Annotated in this window: 15 protein-coding genes; 4 read left to right on the top strand and 11 right to left on the bottom strand. The window is 50.7% G+C overall.

The genetic code is table 11. The annotated features are described in order from the left end of the window. Positions 1-142: 142 nt before the first annotated feature. Positions 143-340 (top strand): hypothetical protein, encoded by a 198-nt coding sequence (locus BM040_RS12670; protein WP_092101883.1) that lies wholly within the window; start codon positions 143-145, stop codon positions 338-340. A 217-nt stretch (positions 341-557) separates the two neighbouring features. Here BM040_RS12670 and BM040_RS12675 read toward each other — a convergent pair whose 3' ends face one another. The 5 genes from BM040_RS12675 to BM040_RS12695 all read right to left on the bottom strand — a co-directional run bounded on the left by BM040_RS12675 (position 558) and on the right by BM040_RS12695 (position 5379). After that, positions 558-1097 carry a hypothetical protein gene (locus BM040_RS12675; RefSeq protein WP_092101886.1) on the bottom strand — a complete coding sequence of 180 codons (540 nt, stop codon included), beginning with the start codon at positions 1095-1097 and terminating at the stop codon, positions 558-560. Between the two features lie 58 nt (positions 1098-1155). After that, positions 1156-2703 carry an IS1182 family transposase gene (locus BM040_RS12680; RefSeq protein ID WP_092101889.1) on the bottom strand — a complete coding sequence of 516 codons (1548 nt, stop codon included), beginning with the start codon at positions 2701-2703 and terminating at the stop codon, positions 1156-1158. A 151-nt stretch (positions 2704-2854) separates the two neighbouring features. Then, on the bottom strand, positions 2855-3454 hold the full coding sequence (locus BM040_RS12685) for a hypothetical protein (RefSeq protein WP_092101892.1): 600 nt from the start codon (positions 3452-3454) through the stop codon (positions 2855-2857). Positions 3455-3535: 81 nt separating this feature from the next. Beyond that, entirely contained in the window at positions 3536-4543 is a 1008-nt protein-coding gene (locus BM040_RS12690) for a S41 family peptidase (RefSeq protein WP_175491058.1), read from the bottom strand. Between the two features lie 89 nt (positions 4544-4632). Further along, entirely contained in the window at positions 4633-5379 is a 747-nt protein-coding gene (locus BM040_RS12695; RefSeq protein ID WP_092101898.1) for a hypothetical protein, read from the bottom strand. 1054 nt (positions 5380-6433) lie between these two features. Here BM040_RS12695 and BM040_RS12705 point away from each other — a divergent pair. Together BM040_RS12705 and BM040_RS12710 are read left to right on the top strand one after the other, a co-directional pair. After that, positions 6434-6979 (top strand): hypothetical protein, encoded by a 546-nt coding sequence (locus BM040_RS12705; protein ID WP_139217808.1) that lies wholly within the window; start codon positions 6434-6436, stop codon positions 6977-6979. Positions 6980-7186: 207 nt separating this feature from the next. After that, positions 7187-8470, top strand: a complete 1284-nt coding sequence (locus BM040_RS12710; protein ID WP_092101904.1) for a hypothetical protein — start codon at positions 7187-7189, stop codon at positions 8468-8470. Positions 8471-8707: 237 nt separating this feature from the next. Here the strand turns inward: BM040_RS12710 and BM040_RS12715 are convergent, their stop codons facing one another. The 6 genes from BM040_RS12715 to BM040_RS12740 form a co-directional block, all read right to left on the bottom strand. Next, on the bottom strand, positions 8708-11098 hold the full coding sequence (locus tag BM040_RS12715) for a glycoside hydrolase family 95 protein (protein ID WP_092101907.1): 2391 nt from the start codon (positions 11096-11098) through the stop codon (positions 8708-8710). A 196-nt stretch (positions 11099-11294) separates the two neighbouring features. Then, entirely contained in the window at positions 11295-12455 is a 1161-nt protein-coding gene (locus tag BM040_RS12720) for a glycoside hydrolase family 27 protein (protein ID WP_217646781.1), read from the bottom strand. 190 nt (positions 12456-12645) lie between these two features. Further along, on the bottom strand, positions 12646-13494 hold the full coding sequence (locus BM040_RS12725; RefSeq protein ID WP_092101910.1) for a DUF5018-related domain-containing protein: 849 nt from the start codon (positions 13492-13494) through the stop codon (positions 12646-12648). Positions 13495-13523: 29 nt separating this feature from the next. Beyond that, positions 13524-15395, bottom strand: a complete 1872-nt coding sequence (locus BM040_RS12730; RefSeq protein ID WP_175491059.1) for a RagB/SusD family nutrient uptake outer membrane protein — start codon at positions 15393-15395, stop codon at positions 13524-13526. Positions 15396-15424: 29 nt separating this feature from the next. Next, a complete protein-coding gene (locus tag BM040_RS12735; RefSeq protein ID WP_175491060.1) occupies positions 15425-18697 on the bottom strand; it encodes a SusC/RagA family TonB-linked outer membrane protein in 3273 nt (1090 codons plus the stop codon). Between the two features lie 264 nt (positions 18698-18961). Then, on the bottom strand, positions 18962-19990 hold the full coding sequence (locus BM040_RS12740) for a FecR family protein (protein ID WP_092101919.1): 1029 nt from the start codon (positions 19988-19990) through the stop codon (positions 18962-18964). A 209-nt stretch (positions 19991-20199) separates the two neighbouring features. On the opposite strand from BM040_RS12740, the gene BM040_RS12745 reads away from it, so the two are divergent. Further along, positions 20200-20760 carry an RNA polymerase sigma-70 factor gene (locus tag BM040_RS12745; protein WP_092101922.1) on the top strand — a complete coding sequence of 187 codons (561 nt, stop codon included), beginning with the start codon at positions 20200-20202 and terminating at the stop codon, positions 20758-20760. Positions 20761-20898: the final 138 nt, after the last annotated feature.

Consider the following 20898-nt stretch of genomic DNA (forward strand, 5'->3'; position numbering starts at 1 on the left):
CGAGATGGAGCGACTAGAAGCATGACGTGGAGTTGCGGGTAGATGTAGTGCGGTATGTAGGCAAGTGACCTGAGAAGGAAGAAGCGAGAGCGTGTAACGGAAGAACAGTAAAACTTTGTTGTAACCTTAAGTTTTGACGGAGATGAGAGCATTTTATTCGGTAAGAGAGTTTAGAGCAGAGCTAAAGAGCAGAGGAGTCGACGTGACGGACAAAGCGATCCGCCACTACATCGAGAGGGGCAGGTTGAAGGCGCAGAAGGACGTGCTCCGGCCGAGCCGCTGGCTCATCCCATCCTCCGAACTGGACAGGGTGGCCCCTCTGGCACAGCAGGCTGCGTGACCTAGCCTTGAAACCTTAAAAGCGGGCCTGTAATATATGCGCTCTAACGGCCCTCAACAGATACCCCCATCATTATTTTTTCAAGGGAGGGGGCACCTGCCCCTAGCCCCTCACTCTGTTTAACACATTGCATGTATAAGTAGCCACTGGGCAAGGTACTTGGAAATATACCCCTGCCACTTCATGATTTTGAACGCAGCTTGGCTTATTTGCGGGGTTAGCGAAAGTAACCTTCTTGCTCTACCATGATAGTCCTCCCGAAACCATAGCCCTCCATTGCGTCAAATAGAGAGCTATTCCCAGGCAGCCACATACCACCAAAGCTCACTTTAAGTTCTCTGCATTTTGGTTTCTTTAACCTATACACTCGTTCGTATCCTTCTATTTCTAAGGCTAATGAGTCGACGGAGAATGCACGAAGCACGGCTCTCATTTTATAAGTTAAGGAATCGCCCTTACTAAGGTAGTGCACCTCATAGTTATGACCTTTAGAAGTTGGGTTTTTAACTTCACTCCTTAGTAACTCCTCATCACAACGAAAAAACAAGTTGAAGAACAAGGACTTCTGAACTTGCTTGTCAATTGTTAATTTCGTCACATCCAAACTGTCATTTTTTAGAACAAGCTCGAATTCGAAAGGCTGGTCAACAGTAATTGTGTCTTGTAACCGGACTATTTTGGTTACAGTATAAAAATCATCCTGCTTCCCGCAGCTTGCTAAAACAAAGAGGGACAGGAAAAAAATCGTTCTTATCATTATTCATAAATATGTGTCACCGCTAACGTCAGTTTGTCTAAAAACCTCTGCTTGGTGCTTAGTTAAAGATAGTGATTTGAAGATATATTGTCCTAAGGGTGTGGCATTTTATTCGTTGGCCAAAGCTTGGCCACTGTGTTCTAAACATGGCATTTAGGGTCGACAACATGCCTAAAGAGGCTGCCCAGTAAGCCCGCAGCCGCTCTAGGCCAATAGTGTTGAAGATGCGGCGCAGGTTGTAGGCCACCAGCATCAGCCCCACGTCGGCCGAGGCCCGCTCTATCCCCTTCTTGGTGAGTACATAGCTATACCCCCACTGCCGCTTGATGGTGCCGAAGGGGTGCTCGACAATGGCCTGCCTGCGCCTGTAGAGCTCTGGATTGGCGGCAATGCGCTGCCGGTTCTCTTCAAAGAGCGGGGTGTAGGTGTTGCGTTCGATGAGCTTGCCGTTTTTGGCGGTCGTGCAGCGCGCCCGCGCCTCGCACGTCTTGCAGGCTTTGGTGCGGTACTGATAGAAGTGGGTCGGGTGAGAGCGGTTCAGGTTCTTGGTGTAGACATGCCCGTTGGTGGTGAGCGTGTGGCCTTCAGGGCAGGTGTAGGTGTTCGTTGTGCTGTCGTAGACAAAGTGCTCCAGGTTGTAGGCCGGGTCCGGGGCGCTCGCGGCTGGCGCCGGGATGGCCACCAGCGCTGTCACGCCCAGCTTTTGGGCCACTTCCAGCTCTGAACCCGTGTAGTAGCCCTTGTCGAAGAGCGCTGTGAAGGAGCTGTTGCCCACGATGCTCTTGGCCCTTCGGAGCATATTGCCCATGGCCTTGGTGTCATTATGGTTGGTGACCTGGTAATCAATCAACAGGCAGTACTTGGCGTCTACCGTAGCCTGCACGCTATAGGCCACCTCGGTGATGGTGTTGCGGATGATCATCTGCCGGCTCTCCGGGTCTGAAATCGAGACCTGGTCTTCCCCCGAGTCCTGGAGCTGCTGCAGGAGCTGGAGGTAATATTCCCTCCGCAAGGCGTGGCGGGCTATGGCATCTAAAAGGCACTCTACCTGGCTGGCCTCGCCTGTCTGCCCCAGGCCCAGCTGGCAGTCGGTGAGCCTGTCCTCGATGTAGGCCAGGTGGCGGGCGATCTTGCCCCGGTTGAAGTTGTTCTTCTTCGAGTTCTGGGCCCGGAGCTTGGTGGAGTCGCCGGCCAGCAGCTCCCCTCCGACCAGGTCAAAGTGGCGGGCCAGCTTCACGGTGGCGCGGAAGACGCGGGTGATGGCGCGGGCGTTGTTCTTGCGAAAATTGGCAATCGTGTTGTGGTCAGGCGCCAGCTGGCCCAGCAGCCACATCACTTCCAGGTTGCGGCCACACTCGCGCTCCAGGCACCGGGAGGAACGGATGCGGTTGAGGTAGCCGTAAACCAGCAGCTTGAGCAAAACAGTGGGATGGTAAGCCGGACGGCCGTTTTCGGGAAAATCGGTGCGGAAGCCTAATTTTTCAAGAGGAAGAGAGTCAACGAAGGCATCGATGAAGCGCACCTCGTTGTCCGGGGCAATGAGCTCCTCCAGAGAGGCCCCGCCACCGGGAGGCTCATCCCGGCTGTAGGCTTGTTTGAATTTCATAGCTAAGGCAGAGTAGTATCTTATGCTTTAGCCACTTAGCCAGCTGAAAGTTGCGAAATGCAGGAGATTATTAGACAGTCTGACGTGCTGGTGCAGCCGAAGACCGAAGCGTAGCGAGGGTTAAAGCTGCACTTTGTTATCTGTTGTACTGTTAATATCCGAGGGTGTCACACTTATTCAAAATTGGGTCTTCTACTGCATTTCTATAAAGCAGAAGTGCAGCTTCGATAAATTGGAAAAGCAAAGGGTAAGTGTCTCTTCGAGGTGAGACAGCATAAAGTTCATATTCAGGTCCACTTTCATGGCGGACCTTCACTTTTACTCGTGTTCCATCCAAGACAAACCTGCTCCTGTTGGTTTCATCAACATTTAAAATGCTTTCCCTTGATAAAGAATCACTGATGCAAAGCAAAAGGTGGTTTGAGGGAATGATTAAGCTGTCTTTTTCATAGCTTTTATACTTTTCGAAAATTTGGGATAGCCGCTTTTGCGCCTCCAAATCATTCATGAAGGCTTTTGTTAGTTCTTGGATTTCTAAGCTGTCCTGCTTCGTGGGTTGTAAGTCATTCTGCTTTCTTTTAGAATAAATAACCTTTGCTGTGTCTACACCTTTTGTGAGGTGAATCTTAAACTCTGACTGACTGGCCGATGCATTTGCCGTGATTTCGATTTGGTAACTCCCAGTAGTCTGCGAATAGGAATTTAAAGTTGTAAAAGGCAGCAGCAGAAGTAGAAGCAGGATTGTTTTCATATCTTAAATTTAGCTTGTATTGTTGCCAACGGGTTAGGCTAAACCTAGACATAGCTTGAGTTTAGCTGTGGTTGACTGTTGTTATTCTTCCTTCAACCATTGAAGTGCGGCCTGTACCTTAGAATCCTCGCGCAAGTCAGTAAAGTTGTCTCCTTCTATTATTTCTACATCTGGCTCTACATGATCAAAGTACACTCTGCCCTTTCTGTCCGTAATAAAGCCTGATGCTATTCCCAAATAGTGCTTCCCGATTCTAAATTCTGAATTGATAGTGGTAAAGCCGGCTGTCTTTTCTCCAATAAATATTGTTTTTTCCCTGCCCTTGAAGGCAACGGCTAGCATCTCGCCGGAACTAGCGGTGATTTGGCTGAGCAAAATCGCTATCTTAAGGTCTTTGTTGGGCTTACATCCGTTCTTGACTACTACCGCTTGTCGCCCTCCCTGGAGGAAAGCTCCTTTCCTGACTGACCATGCCGATTGAGGGGACCCATCCAGATTAGCTGAATAAGCTACCAGCTCGCTGCCAAACAACTGGTTTAGTCCACTGAACCCAGGATAGACGCTGCCTCCTTCATTCAGCCGTAAATCAATGACAATACCCTTCAGATCCTTAAGTTCGAGGCTGCAGAGGCTATCCTGGAGTTGCTGACACGTCCTCTGATCATAGTTACTTGTTCCTGGAACTGAAATGTAACCATAGCCGCTTTCCAGAATGACTGCCTTCACCTCGGGTTTACCAGCTTCGAGTGCCTTAAGCAAAGAGGGGCGTACTTTGAATTCAGAATTATTACCGTAGCGGATTCTCCTGCCATTAAAATAGAAGGCACCATGCGTATCTCCCATAGCCTGAAAAATAAGCTTCATCTTTCGGACGAAATCATCAGTTGACAGGATGGTATTGTTACGCTGTAATACTTCAGCCTCTAATGCCGTCCAGTCTACTCGTGAGCTATAGACTGAATACTGCTTTGCTTTTATGAGAACGTCTTGAAGGAGAGGTTGCAAATTCTCTGCGTTGCCTTCCCTTACCTGAGCATAGGAAAGCAATGAAACAAACATAAAAAATAGGGTGGCAATGGCTTTACGCATTTCTGTTAGTTTAATTAAAGGCAACGGACTGGTGCAGCTGATGGGTGAGGCGAAGCCGAACATAAAAGCTGCACGTGGTTGGTGGTTAGTTATTCTTTGAACCTGTACAAAGTGATTAGATTATCATCTATTTCTAGATACCCTTTCACTTCTTTGTTGTTGAAGAAGACTATGTATTGGTCATTCTTAGTCTTGATTACTTCTGGGTTATATGTCCAAATGCCTTCATTAGAAACTGTATCAATAGTCACAAATCTTTTGTTTTCAATCTTAGAAACAAACGTCCTTTTGAAATCAGTTATGATATGAAACAGGTCGCCTTGATAAGGAAAACTCGCAAGCGTCAGCACACCGACACTATCTATGAGTTGTATTGTTCCTTTCTTTGATTTTGATTGATTGTCACCAACATAGCGAACAATAGTCTTCCCTTTCTTTTGTCTGGGTTTAGGTAGTTCGAATATTTCCAAAGAGTCAGGGTTGCTAATCTCAAGCACTTGTGTGAAGCCACTTAAATGAGCGAGGGTGTTTGTTACTATGTATTTCCCGTCAAGTTTGTTTACAACAACAGGACAAGTTGCTTCAGAAGCGTATTCAATTCCTGTCTTTTTATTTTTGAACCAGATTGAGCCACCCCATTCTCCGCTACAAGTTTTCCTGACGGCATAGTTGTCGTCTTCGAATAGAAAAGCATTCTTTGTTGCTAAGTAACTTTCATGGACCTGTTTGAAATCTTTTGCAACAGTAGAATCTTTAATAACAAATAGGCTTCCTTGTTGAGCACTACAACTAATCGCCACTATCCAAAAAGATATTATTGAGAAAATCTTCTTCATCTATTATAAAAATACCACCAACTACCAGACATACGACAACCTACGCTTATCTGCACTTTGTATGTAATTGCTGCAGCGTGCCTTGGCGCTCAGTTGCTGGAAGGTTCGTGTAGAAGTGAGTGAAGCGTGCATGGCCATATATGGTAAAGCTAATATAAGAGTTTACTAGAGATTATCCAGTGGGCTGGTGATTTTATCCAAGCCGTGGGAGGTCATGCGGGATGTAGACCTCGGCGGTCTTGCTGCTTCGATAACCCAGCAGCACTTGGATGTAGCTCTAGGTCCGTCCCCTACTCCAGCAGGTGGGTAGCAAACGAGTGGCGCAGCGTGTGGGCGTGGCGGGCGCCTTCACCCCGACTTTCTCCTTGCTGGCCCGGAACACGCTGCAGAAGCTATCCACTGTGTACTCCCACCTGCCTGACTCTCGAAGAGCCACATCTTTGGCCTGTACTGCTTATAATAGGCACACAAGTTCTCCAGGAGCTTCTGCAAGAGCAGCGTGCTGAGATCTTTTCTGCCCTTCCCTTTTCAACAGCAAGTTCGTATGCATGCCTTTGAGACGATGGCTGTGAACAGGCTAAAAATTGGAACGGGCCAGTATTATACATAATACATACCATTACGGTTTTCAATGGGTACCCCAGTCATTATTCTCTTAAGAGAGGTATACCTGCTGGGTTACTGTAGCCTATACTTTCCTACCCGAGAAAGTAGGACCCATTGTAGCGCAAGCAGCAGTACTCTTCGCCCTATACTTTCCCAGGCGATGTTCATGTTTAGCACCATTCCTCACATGCCGCAGTAGTGAGACACTTCCGATCCTAATGGAGTTGAGCGTGACATACAATTCTATGAAAAGCCCTATATTGCCGAGGATTGCTCAGACACACTACCTGCTTACACCGCTATGCAACGAACTTCCTTCCTGGTCATCCTTTCCCTTAAAGCAGTCACCCTGTTGCTTCTGTTAAACTTCATCACTGGGTGCATTCCTTCCACCAGATATACCTCCTATATTGGAGGTTGCCCCACATCTCTGGCGTCAGGGGATAGCTTGCTGCTAGGTGAGGCGGCGGGCGTACCGGCTAATCAATCGTATGAACTATACCAGATGCTGGAGCCCCAACTCCGTGAGGCCGGGCTACAGCCAGCCTATGCTGTGGAGCAAGACATGGACCTACGTATGCACGGCATCAGGCCGGAGACAGCCACAGACGCAAGCAGCCTGGCCAAGATGGAGCAGATGGGCTATGCCTATTACCTGAGGTGGGCAGTAGGCAACCAGGCAGCGGGCTTAGGCTACACCTCGGTTAGTGCCGGGGAGAGGCAGGAAGTGCAGCAATTTGGCGGCAAGCTGGAAAGCGGCAACACCAAAGCCAGCGTTACCTTTGAGCTTTACTCCACCCAGACAAGGAAGCTGGTTTATACCCTCACCGCTACAACGGAAATGGCCGGCCTGACCGTGCCTAATAAAGACCAGGAGAACGGGCATAGGGGCAGCAGCTCCGTGAACGTGTCCACCATCAGCATGGCGGTGAGCAGAGCATCATTGAAGGACGTAAAGCGGCTTCTTGAGAATTGCAGTTGCTGTCACAAGTAGTTTCTTTACGACCTATCACCTATTCTTTTGGCTCTATTAAGCCCCGTTTAGACATACTCGACTTTCGGGTGAGGCCAAAGCAGCCTCTGTTGTCCCATGCAAGAGCACGCATCTTCACTAGGAATAACTGCCGCAAAGAGCTTTCAATTAGCTGAGCGACATGCTATATTTAGGTGAGCTATCAATGTATACCTTCCATTATACTACATGAAAACATTCACCTTCGAGCAGGTTCAGCAAATTCAGGATTTCCAGTTCTTGACAGACTCCCTTGGGTATTTTCTAGACACCAAGGGGCAACTATATAAGTTCTATGGGAGCAGCGTGACTCTCGTACAAACGCCCCCAGATTTTAAGGTCTCGCATTTCCATTTCATAGACGAAAGCCACGGTGCTGTCATCGGCAACGGAGGTGTCTTACAAAAGGAAGCAATCAACGCCTCGTTACTAGACATGGGGTTGCTGGCGATTATGGCGTTGCTGCTCATGCTGGGTAGCAGGCTCCATAAGACCAAGCAAAAACCCCTTGCCCTTGCAGCCTTTGCGATAGCCTTATCCCTGGCGGGCGTCTCCTGCAGTAACAGCTGGCAGGCATACAAGACGGCTGACCCAGACTCCGGGTATGTAACAGTAATCACCAGCAACCAGCTTGCCTCCAGCTCAGGATTCCACTCTTACTTGGCCAACAAAGGACAGACATCGTTCATCGCCATGACCGCAAACGAGGGCAAATCTTGGACTACCCACAAGGTGCCGACTAACTTCTATCTTACTGCCCTCACAGCCGTAGGGAAAAACTATGTGGTGGGCACCTTTGCCAACGAGCACACATCCAAAGAGCGCCCCTATCATGGGGACGGGAACATATATTTCTTTGGGAACGACTCCTCCTACTCCGCAAGCTTAGGCAAGAACACCGCCCTCGGCTCTCCTTTCTCCATCAATGTGCAGCGCGGGGTGAAAGGCTTTACCTATGCTCCAGGGGACTCGTTGCTGTATGTTTTCGGCAGCGAGACAGAGCCCCAGTTTCCTAAGGATGAAATCAGCACAACCCCTGGGAATATATACCGGATACCAACCAGCCTTCAGCCGGAATATAAAATAATCGACGTGCCTGATTCCCTAGTAGTGCAGTCCCTGTCCGTATCCATGTCCGGGGATCTGTGGGTAACGCTCGATGACAGGAGAAAGCGCGTGAACAAAGGCTACATAAGTTTTGTCTCCGTTGGCCGTAAAAGCATGCTCCGCTTCAAAGACGGGAGTTGGACCGGTGTAGAGTTCGGCGGTATCAGCAGTTTCAAACAGGTCGAATTTATCCCAGACACCAATGTGGGCTACGCGCTGGCGGAAACGGGGACACTGTTCAGGACAGTAAACGACGGGGAAGACTGGGAGCAAACAGGCTTGACTGATATAAGGAAAATTCGCTGCGGGAAAAACGTCATCACGCTGTTGAAGGGCACTAACCAATTAATACTACAAGCGCTTTAGTTTGAAAGGATGACACACTGGCGTATACTGGTCTTTGAGTCATTAGGTCATCCTTTCAAACTAAATAAAGCCCGACGTTATACATGCCATTACGGCTCTAATCGGGCACCCTGGCCATTATTTTCTCACGGGAGGACACGATCTCAACCAGCCATAAGGCATAGCGCATCTAATAGTAGAACACTCTACCTACCTGAGGAAAGCAAAGCCTACTTAGCTCCAAAGGCAGGCGTAAGTTTACATACCTATTTTAAAGTTCTTTAGGCTTACCTCGTGCTTTTCTCCTGCTGAAAGTTTTAGCAAGAGTTCTTTTCCCTGGTAGCTGAGGGTGGCGGTGCCCTCCTTGTCGGCTTTTATACTTGCCCGGTGCAGCTTGCCCTCCTTCCAGGCGATGTCTACGGTATAACCACCCCTGGCCCGCAGGCCTTTCACCTCACCGGACTGCCATACTTGCGGCAGCGCCGGCAGCAGCTCGATAGAGCCCGCCTGCGACTGCAGCAGCATCTCGGCCACGCCGGCCGTGGCGCCCATGTTGCCGTCGAGCTGGAAGGGCGGGTGGGCGTCAAGCAGATTGGAGTAGGAACCCGAGCCGCTCGTAAAGGACTCTCCGTTTATGTTTCCTCCGGCTGGCTTGATAACCATTTTGTAGAGCCTGTGCGCCCGGTCGCCGTCCTTCAGGCGCGCCCAGAAGTTTATCTTCCAGGCCAGCGACCAGCCGGTGCCCTCATCGCCCCGTGCCTCCAGGCTTACCTGGGCCGCCTTGGCCAGCGCAGGGGTTTCCAGCGGGGAGATCTGCCTGCCCGGGTGCAGGGCGAACAGGTGCGAGACGTGACGGTGCTTGTTAGCCGGGTCGTCCACATCCTCTTTCCACTCCTGCAGCTGGCCCCAGCTTCCAACCTGCGGCGGCAGGATTTTGTCGCGCACCTGCTGTGCCCGTTGGGCAAACGCTGCGTCTGTTCCTAATACCTCAGCCGCCTGGATGCAGTTGTTGAGCACGTCCCAGGCAATCTGGTGGTCCATGGACGCCCCGCCCGAAATACCGCCGTGCTCCGGTGAGTAAGAGGGCGAAGAAACCAGGTAGCCGCTGCTATCAGGAGTGAGGTAGTCTATCCAGAACAGGGCGGCCTCCTTCATCACCGGGTAGGCCTGCTTTTTCAGGTACCCGGCATCCTGGGTGTACTCATAGTGCTCCCACAGGTGCTGGGCCAGCCAGGCCGCCCCGCCCGGAAAGAAGCCCCAGGGTACTTCCCAGCCAGGCGCGGTATAGCCGTAGGCATTGTTCATGGTGTTCACGATCCAGCCCCGGGTGTTGAAGAAATCCTTGGCGCTTTGCCTGCCAGGCGCTACGAGCGCCTCGGTATAGTCCAGCAAGGGCACGTGGCACTCGGCCAGGTTGGTTACCTCGGCGGGCCAGTAGAGCATCTGCAGGTTGATGTTGGTGTGGTAGTCGGCGGCCCAGGGCGGGCTGGTGCTGTTGTTCCACTTGCCCTGCAGGTTCATGGGCATGGTGCCGGGGCGCGAGGCGGAAATCATCAGGTAGCGGCCATACTGAAAGTATAGCTCCTCCATCCCCCGGTCCTCTGCTCCGGCAAAATAATTTTGCTGCCGGATGTTGGTTGGCACCTCGTTATACTTGCTGCCCTCCAGGTGGAGGGCTACCCGGTTAAACAGGGAAGTATAATCGGTAGTGTGCTCTTTCAGCAGCGCGTTTATAGGTTGGCTTTTCACAGCCTCCAGCCGTTGGGAAACGATACGTTTGTAGTCGGTGCCTTTGTACGTGGGGTACTCCCAGCTATAGTCGGTGGCGGCGGTGTGAATGAGTTGTACCGATTTGGCATTGCTCACCTGCATGGCGCCGTTTTCATAGGTCACTTTTCCGTCGGTGACGAGGCGGTAGGCTGTCTCGAACGCCTGCTTGTTGTCCTTCACGTGCCCTCTGAAAGTATAAATGCCGTTCTCGAAGCGTTCCTCATCTTTTGGGTGAGGCGTTTTATAGGTGATGGTATACTTCTCGGGGCGGCTGGAGGTGAAGTGGTACACCATCACGCCTTTGGGATAGTTGCCAAAGTATAGGCGCTTATACTTTGTCTTGCCGATTCGATAGCTCACGCTGCCGGTGGCCGTGTTCAGGTCCAGCTCGCGGCGGTAGTTTTGCGGGGCTGCCTCGCCGTGGCCGAGCTTCACGTACAGGTCGCCCATGGTTTGCTGCGCACCGTAATCGCCCCACTCGGTGCTGCCCTCCAGCTTGGCCGGTGCGGTGCCCGTCAGGTGTTTTTGTACCACCTGATTGGCTTCTTTCAGTTTGCCTTCCGCAATTAGCTGCCTGATTTCGGGCAGGTACTTCCAGGCTTCGGGCTTATTGCCATAGTTATACTTTGGGTTCGAGTGCGGGCCACCCGACCAGAGCGTGCCTTCGGTAAACTGCAGCTGCTCCTCCCCCACGCCCCCGAAAAACATCACGCCCATGTAGCCGTTGCCAATCGGCAGGGCCTCCCGCATCCAGTCGGTGGCAGGCTGGTCGTACCACAGCTTCAGCGTCTTGTCCTGCGCCCGGGCCGGCAACAGCAGCAACAGAAAGTATGGCAGCAGGAGAAGCGTTCTTTTTAAGGAGGTCAGGTGATTTATCATTTAAAGGATATAGGTTAAATATAATAAGTGTCAGCCTTTAGTTGTCCCTATTCTACTTAGAAGTGTACAGACAGCAGGCTACCCTCCATACTGGTTCAATTTATACCTTGCCGGGCACAATTCTCCTTTGCATGAGATGACTGATGTCCCTGCAATGGCAGCACGTAAACCTTAGCCATGCTACTTTACTGTGGCTTTATATTTTCTTGAGGCGGAAAAGCTTCGTTTCATGCGGTTGCACGAGCCCCTTCCAACCCTTGCCTTTGCCTACAGTTTTATGCTCCCACAGGTCGCGCACCTCATACTTTCCATTCAGGCCCAGATTTGCCCAGTCGATGCTGTAGTTCTTTGCCGCATCACCCCGATTGAGAATGGCCACAGCCATATCACCATTCTGGAGCGGCTTTACGAACACATTCCAAGTATCATCCTTTACTTTTCTCTCCGCTTGTTTGCCCAGCGGGTCTTGGTTCACAGCTATCACCTCCTTATTCAGCAATATGCGCTTGGTAGCCTCGTTCATGTTACGCACGTCGTTTGTGGCCGTCAGCGGCGAGGCCATCACGCTCCAAAGGCTCATCTGGCTCTGGTACTGCATATCGTTCATGCCTACCCCGCCCAGGTCACCCGAGGGGCCTGGCTTGCCATAGAGCCCCACCACCAGCATATCGGCGTCATTCCAACGGCCCGGGCCGGCGTAAGCATGGAGGTCGGCATTAATGTCAACGATGTCAAGGATGCCGTAGCCTGCCTGATCTGGGTGCCTCTTATCCAAATTGCGCCACTTATCACGTACGTCGAAGGTAGAGCGCCACAATTGCCCGCCGGCATTGAGTGCCCAGTGCCAAGGTTGGAGTTGCCCCCACTCACATACCCCGAAGACGATGTCGCGTCCGCTCTTGCGCAGGGCTTCGCCCATCTTGGTATAGCGGGCCACTGCAATGGCAGAGTCCTTGGGGGCATAGCAGTAGTCATACTTGAGGTAGTCAATGCCCCAGGAGGCGAAGGTTTTAGCGTCCTGTTCCTCGAAGCCCAGGCTGCCGGTATAGCCTGCGCACGTCAGCTGAGCCGCATCAGAGTAGATACCCAGCTTAATACCTTTGCTGTGCACGTAATCGGCCAGGGCCTTGATGCCAGAGGGGAACTTCTTCGGGTCAGCGATGATGTTGTTGCGGTTGTCGCGGCCACCCTGCCAGCCGTCGTCAATGATAAGGTAATTATAGCCAGCCTCCACCATGCCAGAGGCCACCATCGCGTCAGCCATCTCCCGAAGGTCCTGCTCATGAATTTTGTCGGCAAAGAAGTTCCATGTCATCCAGCCCATGGGCGGTGTGGGTGCCAGACGCTTGCTTTCCACATCAAGGCTTTGTGCGAGAGCCGCAAAACAGGAGAAACAAAGGGTGAGTAAGGCGCTAAATATTCTAGCATGAAAAGACATATTAATTTTTAGCTGCATTATTATGTGCTTTAGAAATACGGTAAAGTTATGTGAAGCAAAATGCTCCCTCCCGTTTAGTCAATTTGTACTCCCAGGGAGGGAGCTATGCTTACTTGCCCATCAGCTCATGCTCCACCAGCCTGAACGTGCCGTCGGCATTGGTATACTGATAGTATAATTTAAAGGCTCTTCGCTCAGGATCATAAGTGCTTACTTTTCCTGGTGTTGGCTCCAGGTTAGACAATCCTGTGTCGCTCGTAGCCACTACTTTGACCGTGTTATCAGAATTTACAACAAGGTTTATACTTCCGAAGTCTCCGTTGGCATTGGCTGCGTGCACTTTAGAAGTGGTCGCGTCCACAGAAGACACATAGGTGTCAAAAGCCCAGGGGGATTCGGAGACAGGATTATCCGGCGCATCTGCTTTAGAGGCAAAATTATAGCGCTTCCCGGTAGAGGCGTAGGTCCCCTCATACTTGTTTATCACCGGCAGTGGGTCCACCTGGATTGTCCATACCCGCTTGTCGCCATTAGCTGCTATCACCTCATACTTCTGAGGCACCGTCAGGTCGGTCGGTTCCCCAAGCTTTGGAGTCCCGCTAACAGGCTTTACTTTGGCGGCTGTAGACACATCAAAGTACATCCACAGACGACGCTGGTCTACTTTCTGGCGCTCCTCGCTTGTAAAGGAACCGCTTGGCCCCGGAACTGTCAATTGCAAGTGAATAGTGCTGTTAGCCTCATCCACGGTCTTAGCGACGGTCAGTCGCTGATAAGCCACGACGGGTGCGTCTCCATAAGTCTTTCCGCCCTCGTACCGGTGCTCCACATACACATTGTCTATACTGTTGCCCTCCCAGCTAGGATAGGCCGGCAGGTCTTTCTCCAGACATGAGCTGAGTAAAGCGATAGCCAGGAACACCCCTAGCCTTACACCATTGTTTATTAGCTTTTTCATAAAGTCAGTTTTATAATGTTGAGCAACAACTACCAACCGGGGTTCTGTGGTCCAAAAGCAGCGTTCCTGTCCAGATAACTCTGCGCAATCGGCATTAGGTACCTTCTGGAGGGATCAAATATCCGCACGTTGTTGGCGCCAAAGAACGAGCCTTCTACAATAGAGTATGCTTTCCTGTTTTTGCTGATATCGATTACTCTCGGCACTTCGGTGAGCTCCGGAATAGTGCCTCCAGGCGCATTGCCGTGATTAGCTGCCCCGCCATATCTTCCCCAGCGCAGCAGGCTCCAGTAATAGTCGTTCTCCAGCGTCAGGTCTACCCTTCTCTCTCGCTTGTAGTCTTCCCATGCCTCGGCTATTGTAATAGCTGTGGAAGCAGGCAGTTTCCCATGCACCGTGCGTGTTTGGTTAAAGGCGGCCAAGGCATTGGTCAGATCTCCCTTCAGCAGGTAGGCTTCTGCCAGGTTCAGGTATACCCTGCCCAGACGAGTTATCACGTAGTGATAGTCTGTCGGAATGCCCACGTAAATTCTGGGGCTAACATTATTGTAGATTCCTTTGCGCCAATACATATTGCTTAAGCTCTGGTAATAGGCATACCCGTTCATTTTCAACCAGCGGCTGGCATTACCCTGAACCCCCATCGTCAGCGTCTCACCGTAAAACTGGGCAGAGGAATCACTGAGGATAGAGGCACTCCAGCGGGCATCACGCCCCATATTGGTCAATGTCCACACTGTTTCGGAGCTACCAGGCTTTATAACGCCACTTTGCACCGATGCCTCGCCATTTGCTTGTGGTATCAGACTTGTCGGAATGGAGGCCATTTCATCCACAGCCTCTTTATACTGTGAGGTCTGATCCCAGGGCAGCGCCAGGTTTGGATTGGCCTTATCTATCACTAAGTAGTCTTGGGCTAGGTTCTGCGTAGGCCCATGCTGCACCCAAGCTTCGAATATCCTGATTTGGGAATTCAGCAGCGGGCTGCCATTACCCCGCTTAATCTGGTCGTTGCTCATATTCGGCACCATGTTTTGCATCGGTGTATTATGAGAGGCAGTGTTAATTGCCTTGCGGTAGATGGCAAAGATTATCTCAGAAGAGTTGGGGTTGATATCATTGAACATAGACCCGTAATCGCTTTCCAGCGTATAGCCTCCCTCGTTTATCACTAAGTTAGCATACTGGATTGCCTTTTCCAGCAAAGGGTTGGATGCATCAATATTCGGAGCCTGCGGGTAGTTCTGGTACGCCAGCGCTTGGAGGCACACTTCTGAAAGCATGGCAGCTGCAGTATACTTGTTGGCTCTTCCTCTGTCTTTAGTGGCAGGCAAATCCTTCACTGCATCTTCCAAGTCCTTTATAATATGTTCATAAGACTCTGCCGGAGAACCGGTGCTTGGCAACATCATGTCATCATCAGGGCCCAGTACCCTGTCAATCCACACAATGCGGCCAATATTGCGAGCCACGGAGTAGTAAGACATGGCTCGCAGGAATTTGCCCTCGGCAATCAGCGCTTTCTTGTCTTCTTCAGAAATACCTGGTGACTTAGCCACTTTCGTAATGATCATGTTACAGCGCCTGATGGCACCCCAGTTGTTGAAGCCGTAATCGGCATTTCTGTCTACCCGCTCATTGAACACCGTGGCCGGTCCATTATACTCTCCGTCGAAAGCAAGCAGGTTGGTGGTGCGTGCATCCGTTGAGGGCCCTCCTGCCAAATTATTCATGATGCCATAGGTCGAGAAGATAAAGGTTTCTGCGTTGGCTTTGGTGCTCCACACCACATCCTCACTTATCTTATCAAATGGCTCCGTGTCCAGCGCTTTTTCACAGGATCCAACTGTAAGGGCTGTTGCCAGAAGCAGTGATATTCTGAATATTCTGATATTTTTCATCTGTAAATCCATTTAAGTTAGCTGAATCATTAAAACCCTACAGTTACCCCCAAAGCGAAGGTGCGCTGGATAGGATAGTCCTCGTTATTTTGGTTCGATTCAGGATCGATGAAATAATCCATACTTTTTGAGCTTGTGAGCAGGTTGGTGCCGGAAACAAACACACGCGCCTGCTTGAAGGGGGAAACTTTCAGGAGAGTGGATTTCAGGTCATACCCCACCTGCAGGTACTTCAGCCTCACAAAGCCGGAGCGGAGAATCCAGAAGTCGCTGCTGGTATAGTTGTTGTTCCCGTTTACACCCGCCGAGGACACCTGACGCGGATACAGGGCATCCGTATTATCCGGCCTCCAATAGTCTCGCTGAAAATCGTAAATAAGCATATTCTCTACGTTGCTTCCCTGAACCACCCCGCCTATATAGCGGTCTCTGTTACCTGTGCCCATTACAACGGCACTCAGGTTAAGGCCTCTGTAGCCCAGGTCAATAGTAGTACCAAAGTTCATGCGCGGGAAGCTGTTGCTGCCGATGCGTCTAAAGTCGCTTCCGTCAATCTTACCGTCTCCGTTCACATCCTCATACCTTAAATCACCGGCCACTACGTCAACCGAGCTGATACGCCGCGCGCCAGCAAGCAAGTCGCTGTTGTTCGTGTAGAAGCCTGAGCTGATATAGCCTGTGGTGAGGGCAGCCTGACTAATACCCGACTCCCGGGTATAGGGATTCTTAAGAGCGGCCTCATCCTCCCAGTAGGTTTTTTCCCACAACTGGTTAAAGTAAGTATAGTTCAGGCCCACCCTGTAAGTAAAGTTGCCCACGTTATCTGCCCATGCGATGTTAAACTCGGCACCTTCTCTCCTAAGAGCGGCGTCTGTATTATTGATAGGCGGTAAACCTATGCCGAGCGGAGCAGCATACCTGGTATCGGCACTGACATACCCAGTAGTTCGCATGTAGAAATAGTCAACTGAACCTGTCAGGCGGTTGTTCAGGCTGCCAAAGTCTAAACCTATATTCCTGCTCCGGATGCTAAACCAGGAAAAATTAGTGCTTGGCAATGTTCCTGGCTCCGAGGTGCCTTGCACCGGCTGGTCATTTATAACCCAGGCGTTGGCATTCACATTATAACCCGGCACATACTGGAAGGGTGCAATGCCATCTAATATACCTGTGAGGCCGTAAGAACCCCTGATTTTCAGGAAATCCAGGATATGGCTGTCTTTAAGTGAAGACATGAAGCTTTCTTCTGACAGTGCCCATCCACCGGAAACGGCGTAGAACGTGCCCCACTGCTTCGTGGCCGGCAGCAGGTCGTTGCCGTCGTAACGCAGGGTACCCTCCAGGAAATACTTAGACTTAAAATTATAACCTAAGCGCGTTAAAAAGCCTGCACGGGCATTTTCACTCTCCGAGCCGCTCGCAAGTTGATCCACCGTGGGGCCTGCCACAAACTGATCGAACTGGAGTTGGTACCGCTGGCGAGTGGCAGTAAGGGAACCGCTCTTGTTATAGGCTTGTTCGTAGCCCCCGGCAAAATCAATGTTATGGTCTCCGAAAGAATTATTGTAGGTGATAAAGCCCTGTAACAGCAGGGTGCTGCCATCACCTCGACCTGCCGTCAGACTAGGGGGATTACCTAGGATTGGCGTACGGCTGTTGAGGGCATAAGAAGGAGCCGTCGCGTTCCAGGATTTGCTCATCGAGTTCCACATATTGTAGTTACCCGTCGCTCTCAGGCCTAGTCCCTCCAGAAAAGGGGCTTCATACTCTAGCCCTAAAATACTGTTAAACACACGAGAGGTGTTTTTATGGTATCCTGAAAACGGGGAGAGTTCGACAGCCGGGTTGTCTGTCGTACCGTTGTACGGAAGTCCAAATTCGTTATATGCCAGCTGGGTAGAGCCCTTTTGCTGTATGTGCTGAAACAGTTGGCCATAGCCACCGGCAGTAGAGGAGTTCGGAACTGAATTGGTCTCAACAAAGCCATCTATACCTGTGGTGACCTTCAGGTGGATATTGTCAAAGTTTCCAACAGTATTCAGACGGTAGGTGATCCTGTCGTTGTAGTTGTTGTCTGTATTAAGGTTAGTACCCTGATGGTAGTAGGAGCCCGATGCATAGTAGGACAGCATTTTCCCTCCGGCTGAGAGCGATAGGTCGTGCCGCTGCTCCGGTGAATAATCTTTCAGGGCTATCCCTTGCCAGTCTGTATTTGGGTACTCAAATGGCCTGGACTGATCTCTGTAGTAACCCAGCTCTTCTTCAGATACAGGCACCTCCCTACCTTCTGCGCGGTACACCTCATTGATGGCCGCCAGATTTTCGTAGGAGCTCACCCTGTCCGGGAAAATTGTAGGCTGCGAATAGATCTGGTTGAAGGAATAGTTGATATTCAATTGGCCATCCTTACCTTTTTTGGTGGTCACCAGCACTACCCCGTTACCGCCCAATGCTCCATACAATGAGGTAGCGGCGGCATCCTTCAACACGGAATAAGATTCAATATCGTTGGGGTTCAGGTTCTGGAAGTCGTTTTGTGAACGAATAATATTATCAATCACATACAAGGGGGTGCCGCCACCCCTAATGGAGATACTGCTCTTGGAGCCAGGGGCACCGGTGGAAGAGGTAACAATCACCCCGTGCACCCGTCCAGCGATGGCATCGTTGACCGATTGGACAGGTATACTGGCAAGTTCCTCAACAGGGAGTGTGCTTACTGAGCTAGTTATTTTCTGCTTGCTTGTCGTGCCATACGCTACCACCACAACTTCCTCCAGCGCCCTGGCATCATCGACTAACGTCACGTCAATGCTGGCCCTGCTGTCGATGTCAACCTCCTGCGTCTGGTACCCGATGAAAGAGAAAACCAACGTGCCCTGCCCCTTTGGCACCCTGATAGAATACCTGCCCTCTACGTCAGTGGGAGAGGCGGTAGTAGTGCCTTTTAAAAGCACAGTTACACCCGGGAGGGCCACACCTTTCTTATCTGTCACGTGGCCTGTCACTGTCACCTGCTCCTGTGCGTTGCTGTTGCTGGCCGGAAGTGGCTTGGGTTGGATAGCCTGGCTACGAATGTGGATGTTGTTGTTGATGAGCCTGAACTCCAGGCCTGTTTGTGATGAAATTCGTTCCAGCACCTTGCTCAGGGGCTCTTTATAGACTCTGATAGTTATGTCGTTCTTGCCTGCCAGTTCCGCCTCGTCAAACGTAAACCGGAAGGGGGTCTGTGCTTCTACACGCTTGATAAATTCTAAAAGAGTAGATTTCTGTAAGGTTAAGGTGACTCTTTCACGCTGCATATCAGGTCCGGAGCTTGACGCATAGGAGGAAAAACTAAGACACCATACCGCGAGCAGCATAGATAAAGCTCTGGCCGGACTACCTTTTAGTAGGTAGTAAAGACTGTTTTCCATAAATTTGTGTGTTTGATTGTGAGAAGATTCCGATTAAGCAACAGCCTCCACAGGTTTAATTTGCGCCAACAGATTTTCTGGGAGGTATCTGCAGCCAGGCCTGCTTCAGGTCTGGCTGTATTTTATTCAAGCCCCATGTATATCCCCCTGTTATTGGTTTAACATAATCTTAACCTGATCGCCTGACCTGGTGTGTGTGAAGCCTTTCACAAAGCCAATGCCGTCCAATACACTTTCAAGCGTTTCCTGGTGGTACTCCCCCGTATAATTCCACGCGTCTACCTGTTCACCCTCGGTGTCCGCCTCGATGCGCACGCCATACCAGTTCTCCAGCTCCCTGATAACCTGATCCATGCTCGCCTTTCGGAAGGTGAGGACTCCTTCTTTCCAAGCCAAAACCTCACTCTTCTCGAATGGTGCCACAGCGTACTGCCCTGATGCCTTGTCGTAGGCCAGTTGCTGCCCCGGCGTTAGGTGAGACAACAACTGCTTGTGAGCCTGCCCATCCTGCTCCACTTTCACTAAGCCTGTCGCCAGTGCAACGGTGATGGTACCCTCATAAGAGCTATAATCTATGTTAAAGGAGGTTCCTAAGGCCTGCGTGGAGATGCCCCCAGTGCGGACAACGAAGGGCCTCAGGCTATCTTTGGCAACCTCAAAAAACGCCTCGCCCCTCAGGGTAATCTCACGAGATTCCTCTCCAAAATTCCGGGCAAAGGAGATGCTGCTTCCCGAATTCAGCTTTACTGTCGAGCCGTCGGCCAGGTATACTGTCTTCTTAACTCCAGGTGCTGCCTCTATCGTCTGGTAAACCACCTTGGCAGACCCTGCGCCGGAAGAAAAGAGTTTTAGTAGTCCAATCAGACATAGAGGCAGTAAAATGGCGGCTGCAACTTTTATCCAGAGCGGCATGTTGGCCGGTGGGCTGAGCTTGACAACATTCCCAGCTTCCATCTGTTCGTGCTCTTCCCCGATCTGCGCCCTTAACTTTCGAAAAACCTGACCCGCATCATGCCCAGGCACCTCTTCCGTCCGCTGGGCTGCCTCCTGCCAGATGGCGTTCAGTTCCTGCTCCTTGTGAAGATCCGGTTGCTGCTCCCCAAACCAATGCAGGACTTGCCGTACCTCTTTGTCTGAGCATTCCCCTTTATAGAACCGATCAAGTAGTCTGCTGTCCATTTCTTTGTATTAGGTTATACATATATATTACACTTAAGCCTGCCCTTGCACCACCTCCCTTCCGAAAATTAATTAAGGGCTCACTTTTGAGAAGTAGTTTTGACTCATTACATTTAGCCATGGCATTCCAATCTAAGCTGCAGCCGTTGCGCTTGGCTGTGCTTATGGAAGCCAAGTCTTGTCATCTCACCTTAGCATAGACTATTCACATGAAGCTGAAGGGCATCCACTGTCTGCCCGAGGCCATTGCGGCTCTCAGGGCAGGAGATATCGCTGTATTTGAAAAAATTTATGACCTTTTCGAGCCCAGACTCTTTGCATTTGCCATGCACCTTGTCGGACAAAAAGAAGAAGCAGAGGAAATAATACAGGAGGTTTTTCTCAAAATATGGGAGCGACGGAACCAGTTGGACCCGGAACAGAACTTTGAGGGTTATTTATTTAGCGTTGCCAAGAACATCGCCTATAATAAAGGCCGGCGCAGGGCCTATGAGTATGCCTTTGCCCAGTATTTTTCGGCTGTGGGCACGGAAAACAGGTGTTTTACGGAGGAAACAGTCGCTTACAGGGACTTGGAAAGATTACTCGAAGAGACCTATGCGGAATTGCCCCCTGTAAGAAGAAAGGTCTTTGTGCTCAGCCGCATGGAAGGAAAAAGCAACGGTGAGATTGCCCAGCTCCTCAACACCAGCATCAGCAATATCGATAACCACCTCCATAAAGCGTTGAAAGTCATCCGGGAAAAGCTCAGGATTAGCAACGCCCTATGAGCTTCTATGGTCAAGATTAAGAAACCCTTTCAACTGTCTCTTGTCACCTAAGCAACCTACTGATCTATTATCTGCGTTTAGAAAAACGGGCTATTATACTTTATGGCAACTTGGAATCTCTTGAAAGACAGGAGCAGT

Origin of the sequence: Pontibacter chinhatensis, assembly GCF_900113285.1 — a bacterium.
In the GTDB taxonomy this organism is placed as follows: domain Bacteria; phylum Bacteroidota; class Bacteroidia; order Cytophagales; family Hymenobacteraceae; genus Pontibacter; species Pontibacter chinhatensis.

Excerpts from the sequence above, each read along its gene's own strand:
- BM040_RS12670 (WP_092101883.1), top strand. The coding sequence starts at position 143 with ATGAGAGCATTTTATTCGGTAAGAGAGTTTAGAGCAGAGCTAAAGAGC.
- BM040_RS12675 (WP_092101886.1), bottom strand. The coding sequence starts at position 1,097 with ATGATAAGAACGATTTTTTTCCTGTCCCTCTTTGTTTTAGCAAGCTGC.
- BM040_RS12680 (WP_092101889.1), bottom strand. The coding sequence starts at position 2,703 with ATGAAATTCAAACAAGCCTACAGCCGGGATGAGCCTCCCGGTGGCGGG.
- BM040_RS12685 (WP_092101892.1), bottom strand. The coding sequence starts at position 3,454 with ATGAAAACAATCCTGCTTCTACTTCTGCTGCTGCCTTTTACAACTTTA.
- BM040_RS12690 (WP_175491058.1), bottom strand. The coding sequence starts at position 4,543 with ATGCGTAAAGCCATTGCCACCCTATTTTTTATGTTTGTTTCATTGCTT.
- BM040_RS12695 (WP_092101898.1), bottom strand. The coding sequence starts at position 5,379 with ATGAAGAAGATTTTCTCAATAATATCTTTTTGGATAGTGGCGATTAGT.
- BM040_RS12710 (WP_092101904.1), top strand. The coding sequence starts at position 7,187 with ATGAAAACATTCACCTTCGAGCAGGTTCAGCAAATTCAGGATTTCCAG.
- BM040_RS12715 (WP_092101907.1), bottom strand. The coding sequence starts at position 11,098 with ATGATAAATCACCTGACCTCCTTAAAAAGAACGCTTCTCCTGCTGCCA.
- BM040_RS12725 (WP_092101910.1), bottom strand. The coding sequence starts at position 13,494 with ATGAAAAAGCTAATAAACAATGGTGTAAGGCTAGGGGTGTTCCTGGCT.
- BM040_RS12730 (WP_175491059.1), bottom strand. The coding sequence starts at position 15,395 with ATGAAAAATATCAGAATATTCAGAATATCACTGCTTCTGGCAACAGCC.
- BM040_RS12735 (WP_175491060.1), bottom strand. The coding sequence starts at position 18,697 with ATGCAGCGTGAAAGAGTCACCTTAACCTTACAGAAATCTACTCTTTTA.
- BM040_RS12740 (WP_092101919.1), bottom strand. The coding sequence starts at position 19,990 with ATGGACAGCAGACTACTTGATCGGTTCTATAAAGGGGAATGCTCAGAC.
- BM040_RS12745 (WP_092101922.1), top strand. The coding sequence starts at position 20,200 with ATGAAGCTGAAGGGCATCCACTGTCTGCCCGAGGCCATTGCGGCTCTC.